This window comes from Labrenzia sp. R5_0, assembly GCF_017743835.1.
GTDB lineage: Bacteria > Pseudomonadota > Alphaproteobacteria > Rhizobiales > Stappiaceae > Roseibium > Roseibium algicola.
In genome coordinates, this window is record NZ_JAGHRK010000003.1 from 426,424 (window position 1) to 451,778 (window position 25,355).

Below are 25,355 nucleotides of genomic sequence, written 5' to 3' on the forward strand. Positions count from 1 at the left end.
GTTTCAGCAGATTTCGTGCAGACGGTATTCAGCCGAAAAAAAGCCCGCTGCGGAGCAGCGGGTCTTGGTCTGGAGCTTGTTTACCGGTGGGGGTCACTCCGACACGGCTTCGCCGGTGGTCGGCTGAATTACGGTCTCGCTTACGATTGCATCGCTGAGATCGTTGGTGGCGATAGCCACATCCGAGTCGGTGTCCGGGAGGACGGGCGTTTCCGCCACTGTCATCTGTTTGGACTGGGCTGTCTTGTTCCAGCTGCATGCAGCGGCCGGTGCAATTGCAAACGCGGTTACGGCAAGGGCCGCAATGCCGGTGCTCAATAGGCGCATGTTACATCTCCGTCCGTTGGCCTGCGCTACACTTGCGCAGTCTTACGTAAGGTAAGGAAAAACGGAGGTCTGACAAGGAAAAAGCGAAAGGCGATTGTCGTCGCACTGCCCTGACCGGTTACTCGCGCTGGAGATTGTAGGTGGTCTCGGTTCGCGGTTCGGACAGATCGTTGACGACGTTGATCACGTGAACATCCAGAAGCTCGCCAAAGGCCCGCAATGTCAGTTGCTTGCTGCTCAAGAAACCGATCAGCAGCACCTGGATGGCACCATCTGAGCGCATTTCCCCTTTGGTCCAGCCCCACTTGCAGTCACGCGGGATGCAGGAGGTGAATGCGCGTACGCGCACATGCACCGCTTCATTCTCGCAGCGGCTTTCCACCTCGACGCGCGAGATCTCCTTCGGTTTGGCATTCGCATTGACCCAGACGCCGTCTTCGGGAAGTGGACAGTAGACGCGCTGCGCCAGCGAGGGCGCTGCCGACAGTAGAAGAAGACCGGCTGCGAGTAGTATCAGACGCATTCGTTATCTCCCGGCGAAACAGGCTGTTTCAGCAACCTAACCGTTTGTGGCGGAAGCGGCTACAACGGAGTTGGAACTAACATGGGAATCGAATGAAATTCCCCGCAAACAACAGAGACTTATCATGCAATCACTCGAAACGTCGCGGTTTCGTCTGCGCTTGCCGGAAGAACCGGACTATCCAGTCTACAAGGCGTTCTTCGAGAACGGCGAGGCCTCACACTTCTATGGTGGGCCGTTGCGCGCGGGCTCTGCCTGGCGCGTGCTGGCAAACCACCTCGGCCACTGGCAACTGCGCGGCTATGGCATGTGGGTTATCGAACCGAAAACGGGGGCAGATATCATCGGTGGTTGCGGCTTCGTTTGGCCCGAAGGCTGGCCAAGACGGGAGCTGACCTGGTGGCTGATGCCCCAGGCACGCGGCACCGGTGCAGCCGTGGAAGTCTCGCAGGCGGCAATCCGCCATGCTTACGAAGTGTATGGCTGGCCTCTGGTTGAAACGCATATGAAGGATGACAACGAGGCAGCAAGGGGACTGGTGCGCAAACTTGGCGGCGAGCCGATTGCGCGCGAGATGTTTCCTGATGGCAAGGAAAGGACAGTCTACGGATTTCCGAAACCTGACGGATCCTAACGGCGCGGATGAGCCTTGTCGTAGGCAGACAGGAGATGGGCGCTGTCGATTTCCGTATAGATCTGCGTTGAGGCAAGACTGGCGTGGCCGAGCAGTTCCTGGATAGTCCTGAGATCACCGCCGCCAGCCAGCAGATGTGTGGCAAAGGAATGGCGCAGGGCATGCGGGGTCGCGCTGTCCGGCAGGCCCAATGCACCGCGCAGGCGTGCCATGGCCAGCTGGATCATGCGCGGGTTCAGCGGACCGCCGCGGGCACCGAGAAACAGGGGGCCATCGGGCGAAATCGCATAAGGGCAAAGTTTCAGATAGTGCTCCACCGCCTGGCAGACCGCCGGCAGGATCGGGACAATCCGCTCCTTGCCGCCTTTGCCGACGACACGAAGTGTCTTCGTTCCGTTTTTGGGGGCCATGGCACCGGTCAGCGACAACGCTTCCGAAATCCGCAGGCCGCAGCCGTAGAGCAGGGTCAGGACGGCGGCGTTGCGGGCTTCCAGCCACGGCTCGCGTTCCATCGCCAGGTCACCGCTGGTCACGTCGATGGCGTCCTTGGAGGAGACGGGTTTCGGCAGGGATCGGGCCTGCCGTGGTGGCCGCACGGCGGAAGACGCCGCAGCGTTCACTTCGCCCCGCCGCTCCAGGTACCTGAGGAACGACCGGATCCCGGCAAGGCCGCGGGCGAGCGATCGGCTCTGGGCACCGTCACGGCGGCGGCTTGCCAGAAAACCTCGAAAGTCGGCCGGGCGGAGCGCCGCAATTTCCTTGAGGTCCGGTGCCCCGCCCAGATGGTTGGTCAGGAACCGCAGGAACTGGCGCAGGTCGCGTTCGTAGGCAAGCAGGGTCTTGTCGGAAAGGCGTCGCTCATCGGACAGGTGGTCAAGCCACTGGTCGATGCGGCGGTTGAGTTCCGGCCGGGCGGTGACGAGCAGCGATTCGGATTTGGAGGATGCGGCACACATGGTGCCAATGTGATGCCGGATCCCCAACGGTTCCGTTAACATCGCGCCACATGGCGGCTATTTTTCGTCAAACCGGCCGACAGATGGTCCTCCCCCACCAGGAGGTGAACAGGACCGTCGAGATCTCCGAGCCTGATCGACTTGTCCCCCAACACCAGGCAAAAAAGGAATTGGAGCGTCCTGTTGCCCTTGGCAGGCACTGGAAACGGCAAACAAAAACGGCCCGGAAATCCGGGCCGTTCGTTTGTCTGAAAGGTCGGTGATCAGAGAATGCTCTGGCCGGTCTTGGCCCAATCGGCCAGGAAAGCTTCAAGGCCCTTGTCGGTCAGCGGATGCTTGACCAGTGCCTTCAGCGTTGCCGGCGGTACGGTCGCGACGTCGGCGCCGATGATGGCGCAATCCTTCACGTGGTTCGGCGTGCGGATCGACGCAGCCAGAATTTCCGTGTCGAAGCCGTAGTTGTCGTAGATCACGCGGATTTCGCGGATCAGCTCAAGCCCGTCGGCATGAATATCATCCAGACGGCCGATGAACGGCGAAATGTAGGTTGCGCCGGCCTTGGCTGCGAGCAGGGCCTGGTTGGCCGAGAAGCACAGGGTGACGTTGGTCTTGGTGCCTTCTTCGGTCAGCTGCTTGCACGCCTTCAGGCCATCGAACGTCAACGGCAGCTTGATGACCACGTTGTTTGCGATCGCGCCAAGGACGTGCGCTTCCTTCATGATCGTGTCGAAATCGGTTGCGGCCACTTCGGCGGAAACATCGCCTTCGGTGATGGCGCAGATTTCTGCGATGACTTCCTTGAAGTCCCGACCGGACTTTGCGATCAGCGAGGGGTTGGTGGTGACACCGTCAAGGAGGCCGGTTGCTTCCAGTTCCTTGATTTCAGCCGTGTCGGCCGTATCGACGAAGAATTTCATCTGTCTTTACTCCATGTAGGGCTACCGGAGCGTCGCCGGAAACCTGGTCCCGGCTAGCGGGACAAAACGATTGCGTGGTCAGCTGGGCTCTCTTTACCCTAGGATGATGACAAGAAGAACCCCTGATTCTCTGGTGGACGAAATTTTTGCGGTACGTACCTCAAGAATGGCGAGGCTTGATCCCGGCGACCGGACGGGCAATGTCACGCCAGGGTTCGAGCCGTGCAAGGCGCATGGTTTCGCGGCCGTTCCCGGAGCGATGAGGACCTGACACCCAGTGCTGTTCGACGATCCAGACTTCCAGGAAACCATTGCCAGCGTGCTGGTGCCGGTCGCGGTTGCGGGGGCCTATACCTACAAGGTGCCGCCCGGCCAGTCCGTGGTTCCGGGCACCATCGTCAAGGTGCCGCTCGGCCCGCGCGAGGTGATCGGCGCTGTCTGGGATATCGAGCCGGACGCGGCCATCAATCCAAAGAAACTGAAGACCATTTCCCATGTCTACGACAAGACGCCGCCGCTTGATGATGATCTGCGCCGGTTCGTCGACTGGGTAGCGAACTGGACACTTGGCGCTCCGGGGATGGTGCTGCGCATGGTGTTGCGGTCCGAAGAAGCGCTGGAGCCGGAGGCACCCGTTCCCGGTGTCCGCCGTATCGAAGGTGCCGAGCCGGATCGTCTGACGCCGGCACGCGGGCGCGTTCTGGCGACCATGGAAGACGGCTTTGCCTGGACGAAAAGCGGCCTTGCCCATGCTGCCGGCGTGTCCGCTTCCGTCATCGACGGCCTGCTTCAGCAAGATGTCCTGGAAACCGTCCTGATGCCGGCGGCTCCTCCGCCGCCGAAACCGCAACTGGACTACGCGCAAAAACCGCTGACCCCGGCGCAGCAGGCCGCGGCAGACGGCCTGACGGCCTGTTTCGGCAAGGGTGGGGCCGTTGCCCTGATCGACGGTGTCACCGGCTCGGGCAAGACGGAAGTCTATTTCGAGGCGATTGCCGAAGCCTTGCGCCGGGGAAAGCAGGCGCTGGTGCTGCTGCCTGAAATCGCACTCACCGAACAGTTCCTGCGGCGCTTCGAACAACGCTTCGGGGTCTATCCGGCCGAGTGGCATTCCCAGATCACGGTCAAGAACCGCTCGCGGGTCTGGCGCGGGGTGGCCTCCGGAGATGTGCGGGTGGTGATAGGGGCCCGCTCCTCGCTGTTTCTGCCGTTCAAGGAACTGGGCCTGATCATCGTGGACGAAGAACACGATGCGGCCTTCAAGCAGGACGACCGGGTGCCTTACAGCGCACGCGACATGGCTGTTGTCCGCGGCCATCTCTCCGGCTTCCCTGTTGTATTGGCTTCGGCGACGCCATCCGTGGAAAGCATCGTCAACGCAGAGGTCGGCCGCTACAAGCTGTTCGAGCTGCCCGAACGGGCATCCGGTGCTGCCCTGCCGGACCTCATGGCCATCGATATGCGCCAGGACGGGCCGGAACGGGGACGCTGGCTGGCACCTGGCCTGGTCCACGGCATCGCCGGCACCTTCGCCGAAGGGGGGCAGTCGCTACTGTTTCTCAATCGGCGCGGTTATGCACCGCTGACCCTTTGCCGTACCTGCGGCCACAGGTTCCAATGCGCTCATTGCAGCGCCTGGCTGGTGGAGCATCGTTTTCAGAAAAAACTCGTCTGCCACCACTGCGGCCATCAGGAGCCGGTCCCCAAGGCCTGTCCGTCCTGCCAGTCGGTAGACAGTCTGGTTGCCTGCGGTCCCGGCGTGGAAAGAATCGCCGAGGAAGTGAGCGAGCTCTTTCCGCAGGCGCGTGTGCTCGTGCTTTCGTCGGATATTGCCGGCGGGCCGGATCGGCTGAAGCGCGAAATGAAGATTGTCGAGGAAGGCGGGGCCGACATCGTCATCGGCACGCAGCTGGTCGCCAAGGGGCATAACTTCCCGCTGATGAAACTGGTTGGCGTGGTGGATGCGGACCTTGGCCTTGCCCATGGCGATCCGAGAGCTGCGGAAAAAACCTTCCAGCTGCTTGCCCAGGTGACAGGCCGTGCGGGCCGCGTCACCGGCGGCGGCAAGGGTTTCCTGCAGACCTACAATGCCGATCACCCCGTCATCAAGGCGCTGCTTTCAAGTGACAAGAAGGCGTTCTATCAGGCCGAGATCGAGGCAAGGCGGGCAGCAGGTCTGCCGCCGTTCGGGCGTCTTGCCGCCGTCATCGTCTCCGGACCAGACAGAGGATTTGCGGAAGGCTTCTCAAGGGCCCTTGCCCGTGCCGCACCGCCGGATCAGGCCGTCACGCTCCTTGGGCCTGCGGAAGCCGCCCTTGCCATGGTGCGCGGACGCTATCGTTTCCGCCTGCTGGCAATGGCCCCCCGCCAGTACGATCTGCAGGCCTATCTGCGGCATTGGCTGAGCATCGGCCCGAAGCCCACGAAAGGGCTGCGCCTGCAAGTGGACATCGACCCGCAGCATTTTCTCTAGGTGGTTTTTGCGTTCATCGGGAAAAGCACCTGCCGTTCATACGAGTCATACGAGTTCGGCGTGGGAGAATCGGGTGGAACCGCAGGGGCATTGTTTGCAATTGTGGCAACGCTGCTGACGGCAATAATCCCGCCTTCCGCGCAGCTGCGGCAAAAACGCCCTCCTGGCTTGCCCCTTTCAGCCCTGTGCAAAGGCCTTTTCGCCTGCTCTGCAGAAAACCGTCTAAAGGTTTATGACGGTGCGGAGACGTTGATCTGAAACGTTTTTTATCGACCTTTGACAAAAAACACCGAGGAATCGGCAATAACAGTCTTTAGGCGAAGTTGCACACTGAGAAACCCTGTGCTAATTGAGGCGCGGCTTTGGGGGCAGCGGTTTAACCGTCATACCTTCTGACCTTGAAATCATTCATTTTTTCAATGCTTTGCGAGCGCTAGCCGTTTCGTGGGCATGAAAAACGTCAGAGAGCACGGACCTGGTGACTGACAACGTATCTCTCGTATCCGGCGTGGCACAGCGTTATGCGTCCGCCCTTCTCGACCTCGCCGAAGGCGAAGGTGTAACGGCTGACGTGGAGCGGGATCTGACAGCTTTCGAAGGCATGCTTGCCGAAAGCGAAGATCTCGTCCGTCTCGTGAAAAGCCCGGTATTCAGTGTGGAGGAGCAGCTTGCAGCGCTTACCGCACTTCTCGACAAGGCAGGCATCAAAGGCCTGGCTGCTAATTTCGTGAAGCTGGCAGCCCGTAACCGGCGCCTCTTCGTTCTTCCCGGCATGATCAAGGCATTCCGCACCCTGCTTGCGCAAAAGCGTGGTGAGGAAACGGCTGAGGTAACCTCCGCAGCTGCCCTTTCCGACGATCATGTCGCTGCCCTGAAAGAAGCTCTCTCGGCTTCCACGGGCAAATCTGTAAACATCGTGGCAAAGGTTGATCCTGCCCTGATCGGTGGCCTCGTGGTCAAGGTCGGCTCCCGCATGATCGACACATCGCTGCGTACCAAGCTCAATTCACTCAAGTTCGCGATGAAAGAGGTCGGCTGATGGATATTCGGGCCGCGGAAATCTCCGCAATCCTCAAGGACCAGATCAAGAGCTTTGGCCAGGAAGCCGAAGTTTCTGAAGTCGGTCAGGTGCTCTCCGTCGGTGACGGTATCGCCCGTGTTTATGGTCTGGACAAAGTCCAGGCTGGTGAAATGGTCGAATTCCCGGGTGGTATCAAGGGCATGGCCCTGAACCTGGAAACCGACAACGTTGGTGTCGTTATCTTCGGCTCCGACCGTGACATTAAAGAAGGCGACACCGTCAAGCGGACCGGCGCCATCGTGGAAGTGCCGGTCGGCAAGGGCCTCCTGGGCCGCGTTGTTGACCCGCTCGGCAACCCGATCGACGGCAAAGGCCCGATCGAGGCAACCGAAAAGCGCCGCGTGGACGTCAAGGCGCCGGGCATTCTGCCGCGCAAGTCCGTGCATGAGCCGATGTCTACCGGCCTGAAAGCCATCGACGCCCTGATCCCGGTTGGCCGTGGTCAGCGCGAGCTGGTCATCGGTGACCGTCAGACCGGCAAGACCGCGATCATTCTCGACACCTTCCTGAACCAGAAGCCGCTGCATGCTTCTGACGACGAAGACGCCAAGCTGTACTGCATCTACGTTGCTGTCGGCCAGAAGCGCTCCACCGTCGCTCAGTTCGTGAAGACCCTGGAAGACGCCGGCGCGCTGGAATACTCCATCGTCGTTGCAGCTACCGCTTCCGACGCTGCTCCGCTGCAGTTCCTGGCACCGTTTGCCGGCTGCGCGATGGGCGAGTTCTTCCGTGACAACTCCATGCACGCCGTGATCGGCTACGACGATCTGACCAAGCAGGCTGTGGCCTACCGTCAGATGTCCCTGCTGCTCCGTCGTCCGCCGGGACGTGAAGCTTTCCCGGGTGACGTTTTCTACCTGCACTCCCGTCTGCTGGAACGTGCTGCGAAGCTGAACGAAGACCATGGCAAGGGCTCTCTGACCGCACTGCCGGTTATTGAAACCCAGGGCAACGACGTGTCCGCGTTTATTCCGACCAACGTGATCTCGATCACCGACGGTCAGATCTTCCTGGAAACGGATCTGTTCTACCAGGGTATCCGCCCGGCCGTGAACGTTGGTCTGTCGGTGTCCCGCGTGGGTTCCTCCGCTCAGATCAAGGCGATGAAGCAGGTTGCCGGCCCGATTAAGGGTGAATTGGCTCAGTACCGCGAAATGGCGGCCTTTGCCCAGTTCGGCTCCGACCTCGACGCCACGACCCAGCGCCTCCTGAACCGTGGTGCACGTCTGACCGAACTTCTGAAGCAGCCGCAGTTCTCGCCGCTGAAGACCGAAGAACAGGTTGCAGTCATCTATGCCGGCGTGAACGGCTACCTGGATGCAATCCCGGTCAACCGCGTGAAGGACTTCGAAGAAGGCCTGCTTCTGTTCCTTCGTGGCGAGCACAAAGCGCTGCTCGACGCCATCTGGGAGAAGAAGGCACTCGACGACGAGCTGACTGGCAAGCTGAAAGCTGCCATCGACGCGTTCGCCAAGAACTTCGCTTAAGACCACGCCGGGATAAGGAGCAGGGGCGGCCATGCCGAGCCTGAAGGACTTACGAAACCGCATCGCTTCCGTTAAGGCGACGCAGAAAATCACCAAGGCCATGCAAATGGTGGCCGCGGCGAAGCTGCGTCGTGCTCAGGAAGCTGCGGAGGCCGCTCGCCCCTATGCGGAACGCATGGGTGCGGTGCTGGCCAACCTCGCGGTGGCCTTCGAGGGGCGCGACGACGCTCCGAAGCTCATGTCCGGCACCGGCAATGACCAGGTTCATCTCCTGCTCGTTGCCACGGCCGAACGTGGGCTGTGTGGGGGCTTCAACACCAACATTGCCAAGCTTGCGCGTGAAAAAGCGCGCAGCCTGCTGAAGCAGGGCAAGACGGTCAAGATCATCTGTGTCGGCAAGAAGGGCTACGACGCTCTGAAGCGCGAGCTCGGCCAGCACATCATCAAGACCATCGACCTGCGCAGTGTTAAGAACGTTGGCTTCAACAACGCGGACGACATCGGCCGCGAAGTGCTCTCCATGTACGACAATGGCGAGTTCGACGTTTGCACGCTGTTCTATTCGACTTTCAAATCCGTGATCGCGCAGGAACCGACTGCAACTCAGCTGATCCCGGCCCATTTCGAGGCTGGCAGCACTGATGCAGGCGCAGGTGCCAACGCGGTTTACGAATATGAACCGGAAGAGACAGAGATCCTTGCGGATCTGCTGCCGCGCAACATCTCCGTTCAGATTTTCCGGGCACTTCTGGAAAATGCTGCGTCTGAACAGGGTGCACGTATGTCCGCAATGGACAACGCGACCCGCAACGCCGGCGAGATGATCGACAAACTGACGATCAACTACAACCGCCAGCGCCAGGCTCAGATTACGACGGAACTGATTGAAATTATCTCGGGCGCGGAAGCGCTCTAACGGGATCGAGACGAGGATTAGGGATATGGCTGACAAAAAGGTCGGACGGATCACCCAGGTCATCGGCGCCGTTGTCGACGTCAAGTTCGATGACCACCTGCCGCTGATCCTGAACGCTCTTGAAGTTGACAACCAGGGCACGCGTCTTGTGCTTGAAGTTGCTCAGCACCTTGGCGAAAACACGGTACGTACCATCGCGATGGACTCCACCGAGGGTCTGGTGCGCGGTCAGGAAGTGGTCGACACCGATGCACCGATCGTGGTGCCGGTTGGCGACGGCACCCTGGGCCGTATCATGAACGTGATTGGCGAGCCGGTCGACGAAGCCGGTGAGATCCCGCACGAAAGCAAGCGTGCGATCCACCAGGACGCTCCGGAGTTCATCGAACAGTCCACCGAAGCTGAAATCCTTGTGACGGGCATCAAGGTCGTTGACCTTCTGGCTCCGTACGCAAAGGGCGGTAAGATCGGCCTGTTCGGCGGCGCCGGCGTGGGCAAGACCGTTCTCATCATGGAACTGATCAACAACGTCGCCAAGGCGCACGGCGGTTACTCCGTGTTCGCAGGTGTTGGCGAGCGTACTCGTGAAGGTAACGACCTTTACTGGGAAATGATCGAATCCGGCGTGAACAAGGAAGGCGGCGGAGAAGGCTCCAAGGCTGCGCTGGTTTACGGCCAGATGAACGAGCCCCCGGGAGCCCGTGCACGTGTTGCTCTGACCGGTCTGACCGTTGCAGAACACTTCCGTGACCAGGGCCAGGACGTGCTGTTCTTCGTGGACAACATCTTCCGCTTTACCCAGGCAGGTTCCGAAGTGTCCGCACTTCTCGGCCGTATCCCGTCCGCTGTGGGCTACCAGCCGACGCTGGCCACCGACATGGGCGGCATGCAGGAGCGCATCACCACCACGAACAAGGGCTCGATCACGTCCGTGCAGGCCGTGTACGTTCCGGCCGATGACTTGACCGACCCGGCACCGGCTTCGACCTTTGCTCACTTGGACGCAACGACGGTTCTTAACCGCTCGATCGCTGAAAAAGGCATCTACCCGGCTGTGGATCCGCTGGACTCCACTTCCCGTATGCTTGATGCCCGCATCATCGGTGAAGAGCACTACGAAACGGCTCGTGCGGTTCAGGTTACTCTGCAGCGCTACAAGGCTCTGCAGGACATCATCGCCATCCTGGGCATGGACGAACTGTCTGAAGAAGACAAACTCACCGTTGCCCGCGCACGTAAGATCGAGCGCTTCCTGTCCCAGCCGTTCTTCGTGGCTGAAGTCTTCACCGGTTCTCCGGGCAAGCTGGTTGCCCTCGAAGACACCATCAAGGGCTTCAAGGGTCTGGTCGAAGGCGAATACGACCACCTGCCGGAAGCTGCTTTCTACATGGTTGGCTCCATCGATGAAGCCATCGAGAAAGCACAGCGCCTGGCTGCTGAAGCCGCTTGATCGGCGAATTGACCGGACGCCCGTTATCGGGCGTCCGTCTTCTTCATGCTTGATGGCTTGCCATCAGAATTAGACTGACAAGGAAGACGCCAAATGGCTGAACTTTTCCAGTTTGAGTTGGTCTCGCCGGAGCGCCAGCTCCTCTCCGAACAGGTCGCAGAGGTCGTTGTACCGGGCGCCGAAGGCGAGTTTGGCGTTCTGAAGAACCATGCCCCGTTCATCTCCACCATCCTGCCGGGCATCCTGAAGGTGCGCAGCAGCGAAAATGGTGGCTGGGACGAATATTTCGTCCGCGGTGGTTTTGCCGATGTTGCAGCAGGCGGTCTCACCGTTCTCGCCGAACAGGCCGTTCCGGTTGGCGAGATCAGCCGTGAGCAGCTCGACCAGGCAATCCAGGATGCGCAGGAAGATGTTTCCGACGCCAAGGACGATGCCTCGCGGCAGAAAGCCGAAATGACACTGGCTCAGCTCAAGGACGTCGCAGAAGCCCTCACAAAGGCCTGATACGACCCCCTCAAGCTTCATTCAATGACGCGGTCCGGCAACGGGCCGCGTTTTTGTTTTTGGGGGTAGCGATCGGTCAAGTATGCAAGAGGCACGGTTCTGACGTGTCTGGCAGGCTACCTCTCAAACAGTCGGCTCTCGATCAGAAAGCCGAACGTCAGGCGCGAGCAAACCGCGCGACGTCCTCTTCTTCGAAGAACTTGAACCCGTTACGCCCGTTATGCTTGACCTCGTATAGCGCCATATCGGCGCGCTTTATCACTGGACGAGGATCCAGTTCCGTGCCCGTTATCGGAGAAATTCCGACGCTGACGCCAACCGAAATAATGTGATCCTGGACAGCGAACGGTGCCCCGATCTTGCGGACGATACGATCGGCGATCTCGGCCGTACTGGCGTTGCCGGAACCGGTTCCGGTCAGGATGATCCCGAATTCGTCGCCGCCGAGACGAGCGACCAGATCCGAGGACCGGACACACTCGCGCAGTCGCTGTGCGACTGTTTTAAGAAGTTCGTCACCGACATCATGACCGAAGCTGTCATTCACCGGCTTGAACTTGTCGAGATCAAGCAGCATCAGGTCGCCTGCAATGCCATTGGCCGATGCCGCATTCAGGGCTTCGTCCAGCTTTGCATTGAATAGCGTTCGGTTGGCGAGCCCGGTCAAGGTGTCATGGTGAGCGGCAAACTGGATCTTTTCAGCCGCCAGTTCACGGGACGTGACATCTTCATGCGTACCGATCCAGCCGCCCGCCGGCAAGGGCGCATGGACCGCGCTGACAATCCTGCCGTTGGGATGTTTGAACTTGGAACGGACCACTTCGCCTGCCGAAAGACGGATCATCAGATCCATGACGTGTTCCTGAACGTCGCCTTCGAATTCGCCGCGATCCTTCTCGGCCTGGATCAATTCGATGAGGCTGACACCCTCGTAAACATCGCCCTCAGGTTTGTTGAAGATTTCGATGTACTGCCGGTTCCACAATGACAGTCGGCCACGCGCATCGAAGACGCTGACCCCCTGGCGCATATTGGCGAGAATGGCTTCGAGTTCCTGCGAACGATGCCGTGCCAGCCGTTCGTTCGCGGCAAGTTGTTCTTCCAGGTTCTTGCGGTCGGTGATGTCGTAAAAATTATGGATCAGACCACCTGACGGCAGTGGCGTGCTCCGGGTTTCGATGTACGTGCCGTTTGCTGCACGCCGTTCGAACACCTGCGATTTTTTCAGGTCGTACTTCCGAAACCGCTCCAGAGCAAGAGCTTCTGGGTCACCAGGGCCATAGTCACCTCTTCGAGCGTTGAAGAGAAAGAAGTCGTAAAGATAAGGCCGATCTTCAATCAACTCATCAGAATATTCGAGAAGGTCACGGAACTGCTGATTGCTCGATGCGAGCCGGAGCGTTTCATCGTAGTGAACGATCCCGCCCGGAAAGTTGTCGAAGATGCTTTGCAGCGTGTCGGCCTGTTGCTTGGTCTCGGTAATGTCCGTCAGGGAGACGACGACACCATCCAGATCGAACTCCTGATCGTCGTCGATTGGCATGGCGCTCAGGCGAAGCCACTTCCTCGGATGCCCGTTGGTGGGGGAGAGACGGGCGATGACGTCCCTCAGTGATCCCGGATCGCGGGCAGCAAGCTCCAGCGGTGCATCGCACGGACCCTTGTCTTCAAGATCACAGCGAAGGCCAAAATCAATGTCGGTTACGTTCAACCCGACCAGCTCCCTGCCGGTCACGCCCAAGAGGTCGATCGCAGCAGGATTGGCTGACTGGATCTCGCCGGTATGTGTCAGCAGAAGAATACCTTCGCTGAGAGACTCGAGCGTTGTCCTTTGGACGGCCTCGGAATACCGCAAGACGTTCTCTGCCCGCTTGCGCTCCGAAATATCAAAGAAACTGGTGATAAGGCCGCCGCTCGGCAGAGGGATCCCACGGACTTCCAGATGTGTCCCATCGGGGCTGACGCGCTCGTAAATATGCGGTTTGGGATCATTGAAATACCTGAACCGTTCTTCCAGAAGCTTGTCCGGGTCTCCCGGACCGTAGTCTCCCCGCTTTGCCAGATATGTCGCCACCTCCAGCAACGGCGCCTTGCGATCAATAAATTCCTGCGGCAGTTGCAGAAGGCGCTGAAAATCCTTGTTGCAGACCGCAAGCCGTCTGTCGGGATCATAATAGACGAGGCCACCCGGCAGGTTGTCGAAAATGGCTTGCAGAGCGATGAGCTGCCGCTTGGTCGCGGTGACGTCGGTCAGGGAAAGGACAACGCCGTCGAGGCCATACGCATTGTCGTCGCCAATCGATTTCGCATTCAGCCGCAGCCAGACGGATTGGTCGGTCCCGCGACGGGTCACGTTTGCAACGACGTTACAAACCTTGTCCGGATTGACCGCTGCCTGTTGCAGGGGATTGCAGCCGGAAACGTGGCCGTCTTCTTCGCATTCGATATCGAGGTCGAGATCCTGAAGCTTTTGACCTTTCATTTCCCCGACGGTGTAGCCGAGCAAAGCAGCTGCTGCAGGATTGAAGGACTGGATCTGTCCGGCTCTGTTGACGAGGAGAATCCCTTCACTCAGGGATTCCAGGGTGGTGCGATGGACCGCTTCGGAATGAAGCACGGCCTGTTCGGATTGCTTGCGTTCGGTAATGTCCTGGAAGGCACCGATCAAACGGGTCGTGCGACCATCTTCGATGATGGGCCTGCCCGCGGTGCGAACCCAGATCTCACGCCCCCTGGCGGTCACGAACGGGAGTTCAAGATCCCAGGAAACACCTTCCTTGACACTTTTGATGACGGCATCCGAGATCTGGCGACGGCAATCCGGTGCGTAGAAGGAAAGCGCCATATCGACAGTCGGAACGAAGTCGTCATCCACTTCATGGATTTCGCAGGTTTTTTCCGTCCAGGTTACCGTGTCGGTATCAATATCCACTTCCCAGCCGCCAACACCGGAAACGGCCGTGATCTCTTCCAGCAGATCGCTCTTGCGCATCGCAAGTCGTTGCTGTTCTTCGGTCGCCCGAAGGGCAGATTGCGTTTCACTCTGGGCGCGATGAGACTTCATCAGACCGAGGACGATCGATCCCATACGCTGCAATTGGCGGAGCTGTGTTTCGCTTGGCTGTCGAGGTTTGGTATCGACAACGCAGAGTGTCCCAAGGATGTGCGTGCCATCCAGGCACAACGGCAAACCTGCATAAAAGCGTGTGTAGGGTGGACCGGCAACGAGGCTCGTATCGCGGAAGCGGGGGTCTTCAAGGGCGTTGGGAACGACCATCAACTCACGCGAGAGGATCGCCTGATCGCAAAAAGTGCCCTTTCTTGGAGTGCCGTCGACGTCTATGCCGATCTTGGCCTTGAACCAGAGGTCATCCTTCCCGACGATGGAAATGAAGGCCATCGGGGCATCGAAGATCGTGGCAAGGGTCTCCACGAGATCGTCATATTCCGGCAGGCGTTCAGAATTGAGAATCTGAAGGGTCGCCAGTGCGTCCAGGCGGTCCTGTTCGCTGTCTCCCTGCACAGGGGTCATGATGCACTGTGCCTCTCTGCCGAACGCGTCACTATCTCGGTTTTAGTTTGTTTACTCTTAGGTATAGAACTAAAACAAAGTATTAACTTTGCGAGATTGAATTAAATTGTCCATAAAGGCAGGGTTGTTTTGCGCGGTGAGGGTGATTGTATTTTAACGAAGAATCGCCTCTAGGTAATATTCAGTAAGAATATTTGCTTAGATCGAAAAAATCGCATGAAATCTTCTGTCACGCAGAGGTTGCTCGATGTTGACATGCCTTTCGTCCAGCCTTGCGGGCTTGAAATCCAGCACGGGAAAATCCGGGCAATAAAAAACCCGGCCTGAGGGCCGGGTTTCGAGGTACGTGGTGTTCCACGGAATATCTGCTTTTTTAGTTCAAGCAGCTTGTATTCTTATGCCGCGCGGCGGAAGGACAGGCTCATGCCACCACCGGAACGGTTGCGGCGGCGCTCTTCCGGCGGGATGTAGACGATGGCGCTATGTTCGGTGCAATAGGAGACACCTGCTTCGACGCGCGTGCTGCACGGGAAGATGTAGTTACCAGAATCACCTTCTGCCCATTTGCAGCAGCCCGGGCGCGGGAGAGACAAGTCAGCCATGACGTTTTCCTTCGTTCTTCTTTTAACCAAGCGACAAAAGCGCTCGAGCATCCTCGGGAGGGAGGATCCGAACAGCTTTCGACAGGAATCGGATGTAAGCGGCGCCCGGGACGTCATCCGTTGTCCAACCCAATTGGGTGCCCTTCAGCAAGCGCAGGCATTACATAAGCGGCATGTCACAAAATTGCAATAGAATAGCTGGCAATTCCGGCCTGCACTCAGTGCATACCGGGTTAATGTAATGTTATCGTTTGGCTTTATTGCTTCGGCTTACTTTACCAGGCCAAAGGTTTAGCCTTTTGGCTCAGGCAACTTGCCTCCAGCCTGCCGAAGCGCATCGGGTGTATCAAGATCCAGTCTTGCAGCGGATCCGATCTCGACCTCGGCCACGAACCCGGGGTTTTCGCCAATGATGTGGCGCGCTCCAACGTCGCCGCTCAAGGATTTCAGGGCTTCGAAGAAGCGCCGGTCCCACAAGACCGGATTGCCCCGTTTCCCATCCGCTGTTGCGGTGACGATCAGACTGTTGTCGTTTTCGCGGTAAGTGCCGATCAGCCTCTTCAGAACATCGCTGCCGATGCGTGGCATGTCGCCCAGAAGAACGATCACCGCATCGGTATCTGCGGAAAGAGCATTCATGCCGGTACGGATGGACCCGGCCATGCCGTCTGCAAAATCCGGGTTGTGCACCAGCGTCACGTCCAGATCTTCCACCTGCGCGCCGACCTCTTCAGCCAGATGCCCGGTTACCAGAACGGTCTGTGACAGACCGGCGCCGACGGCAGCTTCCGCGGCATGCCGGATCAGGGTCTTGCCGTCCAGCGTCGCAAGCAGCTTGTTCGGACCGCCCATGCGGGATGACTTGCCAGCGCCAAGGATCAGCGCCGCGATCCTGGCAGCTTCGCCCTTGCGTTTGCCTTCGCGGGGCTGCGGCCGTGTCCCGATTTCCATCAGAAGGCCTCCAACACCCATTGCGGTAATGTCGTCGGGGTGGACTTCCAGTCCGGCAAGCAGGCGGTCCAGAACCCAGTCGAAACCGTTCTCCTTCGGGCTTCGGGCGCAGCCCGGTGCGCCCAGCACGGGAATGCCGTCGAGACTTCCGAGCATCAGCAGGTTGCCGGGGTCCACCGGCATGCCCAGGTGGTGCACCGTCCCGCCGGCAAGATCCAGACCCGCAGGCAGCACGTCCTGCCTGTCGACAACGGCAGAAGCCCCGAACAGGATCAGAAAATCAGCGCCTTCTTCCTTCAGCGAGCGCAAGGCTTCGGCAACGGCCTCCCTGCTGTGGGCGACCCTGTGCTCGCTCAGGACGGTTGATCCGCTCGGCAACAGCCTGTCTTCCAGCACGCGGCGGGTCTTGTCCATGGTCGAGGGCTTGAGATGCGGCAGTTGCGTTGCGACAAGGCCAACCTTGCGCGGACTGAAGCCGGCAACGCGGACTGCGCCCCTGAGAGCGTTTTCGGCGGCTCCCAGTTGTTCTTCTGGAACGGCAAAGGAAATGATCTTCGCGGTTGCAACCATACGGCCGGCCAGAACCTTGCTGTAGTTCGGCAGCGTCGCGAAGGTAATGGCCGGATCAATCCGGTTGGCCGCGGTAACCGCATCCGCATCGACCACCAGGACGCCGTTGGTGGCGGCATAGAGGTTCATGCGCCCCGTAAAGGCGGTGTCGGTCTCAAGACCCGCACCTGCAGCAGCCATGGCGAGCTGCTCGGCCGCGGCATCCTCTCCGGTGTCGCCGGGTTCTATCCGGGCAACCATGAGGCTGTCGATACCGGCGGCGGCAATCTCGGCGCAGTCTTGTCCCGTCAGGCGGCGGCCTTTTTTCAGCACACGGTTCGGCAGGGCTGTCCGGTGCGCGAGAATACAGCCTTCGGCATCTTCCGGCGGACAAGGGCCGAATATCATGCGGCAGCTCCCGGAGCGGTCCGTAACGCCTTGATGATGGCGCCCAGCACGGCCACCGCAATTTCCTCCGGCGAAGCTGCTCCGATATCAAGGCCGATCGGAGCATCGATCCGGTCAAACAGCTCAGGTGCCAGGCCGGCTTCGGTAAAGCGTTCCAGACGCTTGCCGTGGGTCTTGCGGCTGCCGAGCGCCCCGACATAGAAACATCCCGTCTTCAGCGCTTCCATCAGGGGGAAGTTATCTATCTTCGGATCATGAGTGACAGCGGCAACGGCCGTGAAGGCATCAAGAGGCGCATCCTTCAAGACCTCTTCGGGCCAGTCCGCCTTGAGTGTGCTTCCGGGAAAGCGGTCTTCGGTGGCAAAGGCCGTGCGCGGATCAATGACGGTCACATCAAGCCCCGCAATCTCCGCCATCGGAACAAGCGCCTGGCTGATGTGCACTGCGCCGATGATGACCAGGCGCGGCGAAGGCAAAGATACGTTCAGGAAGACTTCGCCACTTTCTGCGGTGATCATGCCGGATTTACCTGAGCGGAAACGCCTTGCAAGTTCCTCAGCCAGGGGATCGCCGGAAAAATCGTCGGATTTGCGGACGAGGCGTTGCTGCCCGTCCACCATGTCGGTCACCAGGATCGCCGCACGGCGCGCGGCACGGTCCTTGTTGAGGTCACTTAGCAGGGAAAAGTCCATGGTCTATGCGCGGTCCGTTGCCAGTTTCAGTCCAAGTCCCACCAGAAGCGATCCTCCAAGCCAGCGCGTGAGGCTCTGGAACTTCGATGTCCTGGTCAGCCGCTTTTTCACTTGGCTTGCAAAAAGAACGGTGACGATATCTGCCGAGGTGAAAGCGAAGTTGACGAACGTTCCCAGGATCAGGAACTGCGCCCAGATCGGCAGGCCTGCGTCAGGGGTGACGAACTGGGGCAGGAAGGCGATGAAGAAGATGGCGACCTTGGGATTGAGAACCTCCACCAGCACGCTGTCTGCAAAGGCTCGCTTTTCGGATTTTTGGGGCAGATTGGGTGTCGGTCCGGCCACTACGCGGGTCCGGATCATCTGGATGCCGAGAAAGATCAGGTAAAGCCCGCCAACCAGCTTCAGCGCAAAATAGAGTGTCGGCACGACACTGAAGATCGCCGACAGGCCAAAGGCTGCGGCAAAGACATGCACATAACAGCCCAGGTGAATACCCGCGGCAGCCATGAAACCGGCCCGCTGTCCGCGGGCGATCGTCTGTGCGGCGGTATAAAGCAGGGCCGGGCCAGGCATATAGGCAAAAAGAGCCGTAGCGGCGACGAAGGCAAGCAGGGTTTCCGTGGTCATCGAAATCAGATCCGGGATCAGGTGACGGGTTCGACGTAGACGCGAATGCGGCCGCCGCACGAAAGACCGACACGCCAGGCTGTCTCATCGGCAACGCCAAATTCCAGCGTGGTCGGCTTGCCGGTCTCGATGACGTCGATTGCCTCGGACACCACCGCCCCTTCGACACAACCGCCGGAGACGGAGCCTTCGAAGTTGCCTTCGGCATCAATGACAAGATGGGACCCGACCGGGCGTGGCGCGGAACCCCAGGTCTCGACCACGGTCGCCAGTGCAACGGAACGTCCCGCACCGCGCCAGCTTTCGGCTGTCTTCAAAACGTCGGGAATGGAAGTCGTCTCTGTGGCCGTCATGAGGTCGCCCCTTCAAGGTAGGACCTTCAATATAGATCTTTCTGAATTTGATGAAAGAGAGCAGGCGAGGGAAAGCAAGCGCAGCATCACCCTGTGCTCCTCGCGCCAACGGCGGACGTTCTCAACGATCATCCATCCGGCGGGACTTCGTGATCGGGAAGCGCAAGAGCGTTGTCTACCCACGAAAAAACGGCTCCTCAAGGGGGAGGAGCCGTTCAGGTTTTGCGGGGTATTATTTTCGGGCTTATTCGGCAGCCATACGCACGGCGGGAGCTGCATTCAGCACCGCACCGTCGACATGGGCTTCAAAGGTCGCGAAGTTCTTGACGAACATTTGCACCAGCTTGGCGGCCTGAACGTCATAGGCATCCTTGTCCGTCCAGGTTTCGCGCGGGGTCAGGATCGTATCGTCGACACCTTCGACGGAAACCGGCACATCGAAGCCGAAGTTCGCATCGGTGCGGAACTCAGCGTCCTTCAGGCTGCCGTTCAGTGCGGAAGTGAGCAGCGTGCGGGTTGCCTTGATCGGCATGCGCTGCCCGGTACCGTATGCACCGCCGGTCCAGCCGGTGTTGACCAGCCAGCAATCCACATTGTGCTTGGCAATGAGGTCCTTCAACAGGTTGCCGTATTCGGACGGATGCCTCGGCAGGAACGGCGCGCCGAAGCAGGTTGAGAAGGTCGCCTGCGGCTCGGTAACACCCTTTTCGGTGCCGGCCACCTTGGCGGTGTACCCGGACAGGAAGTGATACATTGCCTGGGCCGGTGTCAGACGCGCGATCGGCGGCATGACGCCGAAGGCATCGGCCGTCAGCATGATGATGGTCTTCGGCATCGGCGCGCAGCCGGTGTCGCTGGCATTGGAAATGAAGTGGATCGGGTAGGCAGCACGGGTGTTTTCGGTTTTCGAACCGTCGTCGAAATCCGGCACCCGATTCTCGTCCAGAACCACATTTTCCAGAACAGTGCCGAAGCGCTGGGTGGTGGAGTAGATCTCCGGCTCGGCTTCCGCGGAAAGCTTGATGGTCTTGGCGTAGCAGCCGCCTTCGAAGTTGAAGACGCCGCTTTCGCCCCAGCCGTGCTCGTCGTCGCCGATCAGCGTGCGGGACGGGTCGGCGGAGAGCGTGGTCTTGCCGGTGCCGGACAGGCCAAAGAACACTGCGGTATCGCCTGCATCGCCCAAGTTCGCCGAGCAGTGCATGGACATGACGCCCTTTGCCGGCAGCAGGTGGTTCAGCATGGTGAAGACGGACTTCTTCATTTCGCCTGCATAGGAGGTTCCGCCGATCAGGACGATCTTGCGGGTCAGGTCGCAGGCGATCACGGTTTCTGTCCGGCAGCCGTAGCGTTCCGGATCCGCCTTGAAGCTTGGCAGATCGATGATTGTCATGTCCGGCGCAAAGCCTTCCAGCTCGGAAGTCTCGGGCCGGAGAAGGAGGTTGCGGATGAACAGCGAATGCCAGGCATATTCCGTATAGACGCGCACTGGCAGGCGATGGGTCTTGTCAGCGCCGCCGTAAAGGTCCTGTGCGAACAGCTCCATGCCCTCGGCGTGGGCAAGGAAATCGGACAGCAGCAGGTCGAAATTGGCTTTCGACATCTGGGCGTTGTTGTCCCACCACACTGTGTCGCGGGTCTCGTCGTCCAGAACCACGAACTTGTCTTTCGGCGAGCGGCCGGTGTGAACACCGGTTTCAGCAACAATCGCGCCGCCGGCAGCTAGCTGCGCTTCGCCGCGGGAGAGGGAATATTCATAAAGAGCAGGCTCGTTCTGGTTCCAATAGAGCGCTTTCAGGCCTTTGAAGCCGAAAGTTTCGCAACCAATTGAGGGATTCCTGACACCTACTTCTTGCATGTTCCCGCAGTCCTCGTGATGGGGGCTAGTTTTGTCACGGCCGGAGAAAGTTAAGAAAAGCTAAATCTGGCTGTGAGGGCTGCGAACGTAGTGGAATGACTAAACGGCAGCAAGACTACCAAAGGTGCTATGTAATTGTTTAATCGATTAAAAATCACCATTAAATTGCCAATGATTAATTTGGACGTCGAACTAAAATTCGAAACTTTCGGAATGTTCGAAATGTTGATTGAATCGAAAGAAAGTGCGTTCATTTCGCACGTGTAGTAGAGACTCGACTGAGCCCCGCCACCAATGTACGAGACTTGACGTTAAGTTGGTCTCTTGAAATCTTTTACAGTGATCCCCACCAATGCAGCCGGCTGGGCGGTCTTTGTGTCATGCAAGCATATCCGGAGGCGGATTGCCTTAATTTATGCGCATTTAGCAGGCCAAAGGCTGTGTGTTACATTAATGCCGATGCGCGCCATCGGTGCGTTGCCGGAAATGGAAAAACAAAGCATGCCGACAATTGCCCTGGTCGATGACGACCGCAACATTTTGACTTCGGTCTCTATCGCATTGGAAGCGGAAGGCTATCGCGTTCAAACCTACACCGACGGTACATCGGCGCTCGACGGCCTGCAGAGCGACCCGCCGGAACTCGCGATTTTCGATATCAAGATGCCACGTATGGACGGCATGGAACTGCTGCGCCGCCTGCGCCAGAACTCCGATCTGCCGGTAATCTTCCTGACCTCCAAGGATGACGAGATCGACGAACTCTTCGGCCTGAAGATGGGCGCCGACGATTTCATCCGCAAACCCTTTTCGCAGCGGCTTCTGGTCGAGCGTGTGCGCGCGGTGCTGCGCCGGGCGCAACCGCGTGACGCATCCACGCCGCGCGACGATGCCGACAAACTGCTGGAACGTGGCCAGCTTGTGATGGACCAGGAGCGTCACACCTGCACCTGGAACGGCAAACCTGTCACGCTGACCGTGACCGAATTCCTGATCCTGTCCGCGCTCGCGCAGCGGCCCGGTGTCGTCAAGAGCCGTAACGCGCTCATGGACGCGGCCTATGACGATCAGGTCTATGTGGATGACCGCACCATCGATAGCCACATCAAGCGGCTGCGCAAGAAGTTCAAGGTTGTTGATGACGACTTCGACATGATCGAAACCCTCTACGGCGTCGGGTATCGTTTCCGGGAAGTCTGAAACGGACCGGTAGAGCGACTGTCCCGGTAAAACCTGGAAACGATCTGCTTTTGGCTGTTCAGTCGGTTTCGATTGAACAGCCTTTGATCTAATGTGAGCCTGAATGGCGGTGGAAAGCGAGAGCGCGGAAGAGATTGGTGCCTCTGAACCTCAGAACGGTTCGGATCGCTCCCGTCTGCGCCGGCTTGGCAACAAGCGCATCCGTCGCCGTCTGCTCAGCCAGTTGGGCCGTATCTTCGGAACCTATGTTCTCTCGTCGCTGACGCGCCGGATCATCGCCATCAACCTCGTGGGTCTGCTGGCACTGGTGATCGGTATCCTGTACCTCAACCAGTTTCGCGCGGGTCTGATCGATGCACGGGTGCAGAGCCTTCTGACCCAGGGTGAAATCATTGCCGGCGCCATTGCCGCTTCCGCCACCGTCGATACGGGCACGATCACCGTCGACCCCGAACGCCTGTTGCAGTTGCAGGCGGGCGAAAGCATCACCCCGACCCAGGAAGATCTCGACAGTCTCGACTTTCCGATCAACCCGGAACGGGTCGGTCCCGTGCTGCGCCGCCTGATTTCGCCGACCAAGACCCGGGCGCGGATCTATGATCCGGAAGGCATTCTCATCCTCGACAGCCGCCACCTTTATACCAGCGCCCAGATCCTGCGCTTCGATCTGCCGCCTCCGACGGCGGAGGAGGAAGGCTTCTGGGATTCGACCTGGCAATGGGTCAAGCGCTGGCTGCGCCAGGGTGACCTGCCGATCTATCAGGACGTAGGCGGTGGCGATGGCCGTGCCTATCCGGAAGTGGAGGCGGCGCTTGCCGGATCCCCGGCCAGCGTGACGCGGATCTCGCAACGGGGCGAGCTGATCGTTTCCGTTGCCGTGCCGATCCAGCGGTTCCGCGCGGTCCTTGGGGCCTTGCTCCTGTCGACACAGGGCGGTGACATCGACGCCATCGTGCGGGCTGAACGTATCGCCATCATTCGCGTGTTCCTGTTTGCCGCCACAGTGACCATCCTTCTGTCGATCCTGCTGGCTGGGACGATTGCCGGTCCGGTCAGGCGCCTGGCGGCTGCCGCGGATCGGGTGCGGCGAGGCTCGACCTCTCGCGAGGAGATACCGGACTTTTCGGATCGGCAGGACGAGATCGGTCACCTGGCGCGTTCCTTCCGGGAAATGACCCACGCGCTCTACAACAAGATCGATGCGATCGAGCAGTTTGCCGCCGATGTCGCGCACGAATTGAAGAACCCGCTGACATCGCTGCGCAGCGCCGTGGAAACCCTGCCGCTGGCCAAGTCCAAGAATTCGCAGGACCGGTTGATGGAAGTGATCCAGCATGACGTGCGCCGCCTCGATCGTCTGATCAGTGACATCTCCGATGCTTCCCGCCTTGATGCGGAACTGGCCCGGATCCAGGCCGAGCCGATCGACCTGGCCGAACTGCTGCGCAACATGGCCGATGCCGCCAACCAGCGGTCCGGAGCGGAAGAGGCAAGTGTCAAGCTGGCCGTTGCAGATGCTCAGGGCAGCAAGCCTTATCAGATGCAAGGCCATGATATTCGTCTCGGACAGGTCGTCAGCAACCTTCTGGACAACGCCAGGTCCTTCTCGCCCGCCGGCGGAACGGTTCGGGTGGATCTCAGCCGGGACGGCCGGATGATCAAGATCATCGTGGATGATGACGGTCCCGGCATCCGTGCTGAAAACACCGAGCGTATTTTTGAACGCTTCTATACCGACAGGCCGGAAGGCGAAGGCTTCGGCAACAATTCCGGTCTGGGTCTGTCGATCTCCCGGCAGATTATCGAAGCCCATGGCGGGACCATAGTTGCCAGCAACCGGCTGGTGCCCGGTCGGGACGGCAAGCAGAAGATTGCAGGTGCTCGTTTCACCATCTATCTGCCGGCAGGGCGGAGCAAGTGACGCCTCCGGCGGTTCATGCCAACTGCGTGGTGGTGGGCACAGCCGGTCTTCTGATCCGGGGTGGTGCCGGAAGCGGCAAGACAACCCTTTCGGATATTCTCATCGAGGCGGCACGGGCCAAAGGCAATCTCGGCCTTCTGGTGGCTGACGACTACACGCATGTTGCTGCAGCCGATGGACGGCTTGAGGCGCATGCGCCGCGGACGATCGAAGGCCGCATGGAAGTCCGCGGTTTCGGTGTTGTCGAAACGCGCTTTCTGCCGCACGCGCAAGTGCATCTGTTGGTCGAACTGAAGCAGGCCGACGCCATCGAGAGGATGCCGGAGCAGGCTCTTGCGACAACCTGCCTTGAAGGCGTGCATTTACCGGTGGTTATGTGCCCGCAAAACGACCCTGAGCACAGCCTGCGCCTGATCCGTTGGGCGTTACGGCACCTTTTCTCCAAAGGACCGGATTATATTTGAGGCAGCAGGGGCGTTTTTTGCTTGCAACTGACGAAGCGGTTGAAGAGAGTGCATCAGACTGATAAACGCCCGGCTCTTTCCGGATCTCTTTTGGGATCCTGAGCTTAACGCACTCGATAATCAGGCTAACTGACGCATGATCGGACTTGTACTTGTTACGCACGGGCGCCTTGCTGAGGAATTCAAAGCGGCGCTGGAACATGTTGTCGGTCCACAGGAACAGGTTGAAACCATCTCCATTGGTCCGGATGACGACATGGAGCAGCGGCGCCAGGACATTCTGGCCGCTGTGGAAGCTGCCAATTCCGGCAAGGGTGTGGTGCTTCTGACGGACATGTTCGGTGGCACACCTTCCAACCTCGCAATTTCCGTGATGGACAGCAAATCCGTTGAAGTGGTGGCCGGTGTCAATCTGCCGATGCTGATCAAGCTTGCCAGCGTGCGCGCAGATCGCGAACTGGCCGATGCTGTCGATGAAGCCCGTCAGGCCGGCCAGAAATACATCTCGGTTGCCAGCCAGGTGCTGTCGGGACAGAACTAAAACAACAATGACAGCGCAGACCGTGTTGGAAAAAGACCTGACAATCGTCAACCGCCGTGGCCTGCATGCCAGGGCTTCCGCAAAGCTGGTGAAGCTGGTGGAGACGTTTGACGCGGACGTCCAGGTTTCCAAGGACGGCCAGACCGTCGGCGGAACGTCGATCATGGGTCTCATGATGCTCGCCGCCAGCCCGGGCTGCTTTATCACTGTCAGCGTCACCGGCTCTGACGCAGGAGACGCCATGGCGGCGATTGCCGAACTCGTCGAAAGCGGCTTTGGCGAAGAAGATTGATTTTGACATTTCGTGCCGCCACCCTGCGGTGCACATTCCTGCTGCGGTCGATCGAGTGAATTCCGGGCATCGGCCACACCCTTCCAAACCGAACCGG

At 59.3% G+C, this 25,355-nt stretch carries 23 protein-coding genes; 12 read left to right on the forward strand and 11 right to left on the reverse strand.

The window, feature by feature from the left end; genetic code table 11:
- Positions 1-93: 93 nt before the first annotated feature.
- Positions 94-327 (reverse strand): hypothetical protein, encoded by a 234-nt coding sequence (locus tag J7447_RS17330; protein WP_139314047.1) that lies wholly within the window; start codon positions 325-327, stop codon positions 94-96.
- A gap of 118 nt (positions 328-445) precedes the next feature.
- A complete protein-coding gene (locus J7447_RS17335) occupies positions 446-850 on the reverse strand; it encodes a hypothetical protein (RefSeq protein WP_055657199.1) in 405 nt (134 codons plus the stop codon).
- Positions 851-974: 124 nt separating this feature from the next.
- On the opposite strand from J7447_RS17335, the gene J7447_RS17340 reads away from it, so the two are divergent.
- Positions 975-1,484, forward strand: coding sequence for a GNAT family N-acetyltransferase (locus J7447_RS17340; RefSeq protein ID WP_209170403.1), 510 nt, complete (start codon positions 975-977; stop codon positions 1,482-1,484).
- On the opposite strand, the gene J7447_RS17345 is transcribed toward J7447_RS17340, so the two are convergent.
- Together J7447_RS17345 and fsa are read right to left on the reverse strand one after the other, a co-directional pair.
- The gene (locus tag J7447_RS17345) at positions 1,481-2,440 is read right to left on the reverse strand and encodes a tyrosine recombinase XerC (protein WP_206908642.1); all 960 of its coding nucleotides are present in this window, start codon (positions 2,438-2,440) and stop codon (positions 1,481-1,483) included. The two genes, J7447_RS17340 and J7447_RS17345, sit on opposite strands and share 4 nt — an antisense overlap.
- Before the next feature lie 263 nt (positions 2,441-2,703).
- Positions 2,704-3,357 (reverse strand): fructose-6-phosphate aldolase, encoded by a 654-nt coding sequence (gene fsa / locus J7447_RS17350; protein ID WP_022999000.1) that lies wholly within the window; start codon positions 3,355-3,357, stop codon positions 2,704-2,706.
- Positions 3,358-3,634: 277 nt separating this feature from the next.
- Here fsa and J7447_RS17355 point away from each other — a divergent pair, with 277 nt between their 5' ends.
- The 6 genes from J7447_RS17355 (at position 3,635) to J7447_RS17380 (ending at position 11,268) form a co-directional block, all read left to right on the forward strand.
- The gene (locus tag J7447_RS17355) at positions 3,635-5,830 is read left to right on the forward strand and encodes a primosomal protein N' (RefSeq protein ID WP_209170405.1); all 2,196 of its coding nucleotides are present in this window, start codon (positions 3,635-3,637) and stop codon (positions 5,828-5,830) included.
- A 478-nt stretch (positions 5,831-6,308) separates the two neighbouring features.
- Positions 6,309-6,869: a F0F1 ATP synthase subunit delta gene (locus tag J7447_RS17360; protein WP_022998997.1), complete on the forward strand. Its 561-nt coding sequence runs from the start codon at positions 6,309-6,311 to the stop codon at positions 6,867-6,869.
- Positions 6,869-8,398 carry a F0F1 ATP synthase subunit alpha gene (atpA, locus tag J7447_RS17365; protein ID WP_022998996.1) on the forward strand — a complete coding sequence of 510 codons (1,530 nt, stop codon included), beginning with the start codon at positions 6,869-6,871 and terminating at the stop codon, positions 8,396-8,398. Before J7447_RS17360 ends, atpA begins: the two co-directional genes overlap by 1 nt.
- Positions 8,399-8,429: 31 nt before the next feature.
- On the forward strand, positions 8,430-9,314 hold the full coding sequence (locus tag J7447_RS17370) for a F0F1 ATP synthase subunit gamma (protein WP_023014438.1): 885 nt from the start codon (positions 8,430-8,432) through the stop codon (positions 9,312-9,314).
- A gap of 16 nt (positions 9,315-9,330) precedes the next feature.
- Positions 9,331-10,764, forward strand: coding sequence for a F0F1 ATP synthase subunit beta (gene atpD / locus J7447_RS17375; RefSeq protein ID WP_173013971.1), 1,434 nt, complete (start codon positions 9,331-9,333; stop codon positions 10,762-10,764).
- 93 nt (positions 10,765-10,857) lie between these two features.
- On the forward strand, positions 10,858-11,268 hold the full coding sequence (locus J7447_RS17380) for a F0F1 ATP synthase subunit epsilon (RefSeq protein ID WP_022998993.1): 411 nt from the start codon (positions 10,858-10,860) through the stop codon (positions 11,266-11,268).
- 157 nt (positions 11,269-11,425) lie between these two features.
- Here J7447_RS17380 and J7447_RS17385 read toward each other — a convergent pair whose 3' ends face one another.
- The 7 genes from J7447_RS17385 to J7447_RS17415 all read right to left on the reverse strand — a co-directional run bounded on the left by J7447_RS17385 (position 11,426) and on the right by J7447_RS17415 (position 20,840).
- Complete coding sequence (locus J7447_RS17385) at positions 11,426-14,800, reverse strand: PAS-domain containing protein (protein ID WP_209170407.1); 3,375 nt, start codon at positions 14,798-14,800, stop codon at positions 11,426-11,428.
- A 395-nt stretch (positions 14,801-15,195) separates the two neighbouring features.
- Entirely contained in the window at positions 15,196-15,402 is a 207-nt protein-coding gene (locus J7447_RS17390) for a hypothetical protein (RefSeq protein ID WP_022998990.1), read from the reverse strand.
- Between the two features lie 291 nt (positions 15,403-15,693).
- The gene (locus tag J7447_RS17395) at positions 15,694-17,310 is read right to left on the reverse strand and encodes a molybdopterin-binding/glycosyltransferase family 2 protein (protein ID WP_209170409.1); all 1,617 of its coding nucleotides are present in this window, start codon (positions 17,308-17,310) and stop codon (positions 15,694-15,696) included.
- Positions 17,307-18,002, reverse strand: coding sequence for an XdhC family protein (locus J7447_RS17400; RefSeq protein WP_209170411.1), 696 nt, complete (start codon positions 18,000-18,002; stop codon positions 17,307-17,309). The genes J7447_RS17395 and J7447_RS17400 overlap by 4 nt, the downstream gene beginning before the upstream one ends.
- 3 nt (positions 18,003-18,005) lie before the next feature.
- A complete protein-coding gene (locus J7447_RS17405; RefSeq protein WP_209170413.1) occupies positions 18,006-18,632 on the reverse strand; it encodes a LysE family translocator in 627 nt (208 codons plus the stop codon).
- 17 nt (positions 18,633-18,649) lie between these two features.
- Positions 18,650-18,985: an XdhC family protein gene (locus J7447_RS17410; RefSeq protein ID WP_022998985.1), complete on the reverse strand. Its 336-nt coding sequence runs from the start codon at positions 18,983-18,985 to the stop codon at positions 18,650-18,652.
- A 244-nt stretch (positions 18,986-19,229) separates the two neighbouring features.
- Positions 19,230-20,840, reverse strand: coding sequence for a phosphoenolpyruvate carboxykinase (locus J7447_RS17415; RefSeq protein WP_152508676.1), 1,611 nt, complete (start codon positions 20,838-20,840; stop codon positions 19,230-19,232).
- Positions 20,841-21,341: 501 nt separating this feature from the next.
- On the opposite strand from J7447_RS17415, the gene J7447_RS17420 reads away from it, so the two are divergent.
- The 5 genes from J7447_RS17420 (at position 21,342) to J7447_RS17440 (ending at position 25,258) form a co-directional block, all read left to right on the forward strand.
- Entirely contained in the window at positions 21,342-22,040 is a 699-nt protein-coding gene (locus tag J7447_RS17420) for a response regulator transcription factor (RefSeq protein WP_031268674.1), read from the forward strand.
- A gap of 103 nt (positions 22,041-22,143) precedes the next feature.
- The gene (locus J7447_RS17425) at positions 22,144-23,961 is read left to right on the forward strand and encodes a sensor histidine kinase (RefSeq protein ID WP_209170415.1); all 1,818 of its coding nucleotides are present in this window, start codon (positions 22,144-22,146) and stop codon (positions 23,959-23,961) included.
- The gene (locus J7447_RS17430) at positions 23,958-24,425 is read left to right on the forward strand and encodes a serine/threonine protein kinase (RefSeq protein ID WP_209170419.1); all 468 of its coding nucleotides are present in this window, start codon (positions 23,958-23,960) and stop codon (positions 24,423-24,425) included. The genes J7447_RS17425 and J7447_RS17430 overlap by 4 nt, the downstream gene beginning before the upstream one ends.
- 136 nt (positions 24,426-24,561) lie before the next feature.
- Complete coding sequence (locus J7447_RS17435; RefSeq protein ID WP_022998980.1) at positions 24,562-24,966, forward strand: PTS sugar transporter subunit IIA; 405 nt, start codon at positions 24,562-24,564, stop codon at positions 24,964-24,966.
- Positions 24,967-24,973: 7 nt separating this feature from the next.
- Positions 24,974-25,258, forward strand: coding sequence for an HPr family phosphocarrier protein (locus tag J7447_RS17440; RefSeq protein ID WP_022998979.1), 285 nt, complete (start codon positions 24,974-24,976; stop codon positions 25,256-25,258).
- Positions 25,259-25,355: the final 97 nt, after the last annotated feature.

What these genes read in the sequence shown, in the direction of transcription:
- J7447_RS17385 (WP_209170407.1), bottom strand. Translation starts at nt 14,800, where the DNA reads ATGACCCCTGTGCAGGGAGACAGCGAACAGGACCGCCTGGACGCACTG.
- J7447_RS17390 (WP_022998990.1), bottom strand. Translation starts at nt 15,402, where the DNA reads ATGGCTGACTTGTCTCTCCCGCGCCCGGGCTGCTGCAAATGGGCAGAA.
- J7447_RS17400 (WP_209170411.1), bottom strand. Translation starts at nt 18,002, where the DNA reads ATGGACTTTTCCCTGCTAAGTGACCTCAACAAGGACCGTGCCGCGCGC.
- fsa (WP_022999000.1), bottom strand. Translation starts at nt 3,357, where the DNA reads ATGAAATTCTTCGTCGATACGGCCGACACGGCTGAAATCAAGGAACTG.
- J7447_RS17335 (WP_055657199.1), bottom strand. Translation starts at nt 850, where the DNA reads ATGCGTCTGATACTACTCGCAGCCGGTCTTCTTCTACTGTCGGCAGCG.
- J7447_RS17405 (WP_209170413.1), bottom strand. Translation starts at nt 18,632, where the DNA reads ATGACCACGGAAACCCTGCTTGCCTTCGTCGCCGCTACGGCTCTTTTT.
- J7447_RS17410 (WP_022998985.1), bottom strand. Translation starts at nt 18,985, where the DNA reads ATGACGGCCACAGAGACGACTTCCATTCCCGACGTTTTGAAGACAGCC.
- J7447_RS17345 (WP_206908642.1), bottom strand. Translation starts at nt 2,440, where the DNA reads ATGTGTGCCGCATCCTCCAAATCCGAATCGCTGCTCGTCACCGCCCGG.
- J7447_RS17370 (WP_023014438.1), top strand. Translation starts at nt 8,430, where the DNA reads ATGCCGAGCCTGAAGGACTTACGAAACCGCATCGCTTCCGTTAAGGCG.
- atpA (WP_022998996.1), top strand. Translation starts at nt 6,869, where the DNA reads ATGGATATTCGGGCCGCGGAAATCTCCGCAATCCTCAAGGACCAGATC.
- J7447_RS17380 (WP_022998993.1), top strand. Translation starts at nt 10,858, where the DNA reads ATGGCTGAACTTTTCCAGTTTGAGTTGGTCTCGCCGGAGCGCCAGCTC.
- J7447_RS17440 (WP_022998979.1), top strand. Translation starts at nt 24,974, where the DNA reads ATGACAGCGCAGACCGTGTTGGAAAAAGACCTGACAATCGTCAACCGC.
- J7447_RS17415 (WP_152508676.1), bottom strand. Translation starts at nt 20,840, where the DNA reads ATGCAAGAAGTAGGTGTCAGGAATCCCTCAATTGGTTGCGAAACTTTC.
- J7447_RS17420 (WP_031268674.1), top strand. Translation starts at nt 21,342, where the DNA reads ATGCCGACAATTGCCCTGGTCGATGACGACCGCAACATTTTGACTTCG.
- J7447_RS17340 (WP_209170403.1), top strand. Translation starts at nt 975, where the DNA reads ATGCAATCACTCGAAACGTCGCGGTTTCGTCTGCGCTTGCCGGAAGAA.
- J7447_RS17330 (WP_139314047.1), bottom strand. Translation starts at nt 327, where the DNA reads ATGCGCCTATTGAGCACCGGCATTGCGGCCCTTGCCGTAACCGCGTTT.
- J7447_RS17395 (WP_209170409.1), bottom strand. Translation starts at nt 17,310, where the DNA reads ATGATATTCGGCCCTTGTCCGCCGGAAGATGCCGAAGGCTGTATTCTC.
- J7447_RS17425 (WP_209170415.1), top strand. Translation starts at nt 22,144, where the DNA reads ATGGCGGTGGAAAGCGAGAGCGCGGAAGAGATTGGTGCCTCTGAACCT.
- J7447_RS17435 (WP_022998980.1), top strand. Translation starts at nt 24,562, where the DNA reads ATGATCGGACTTGTACTTGTTACGCACGGGCGCCTTGCTGAGGAATTC.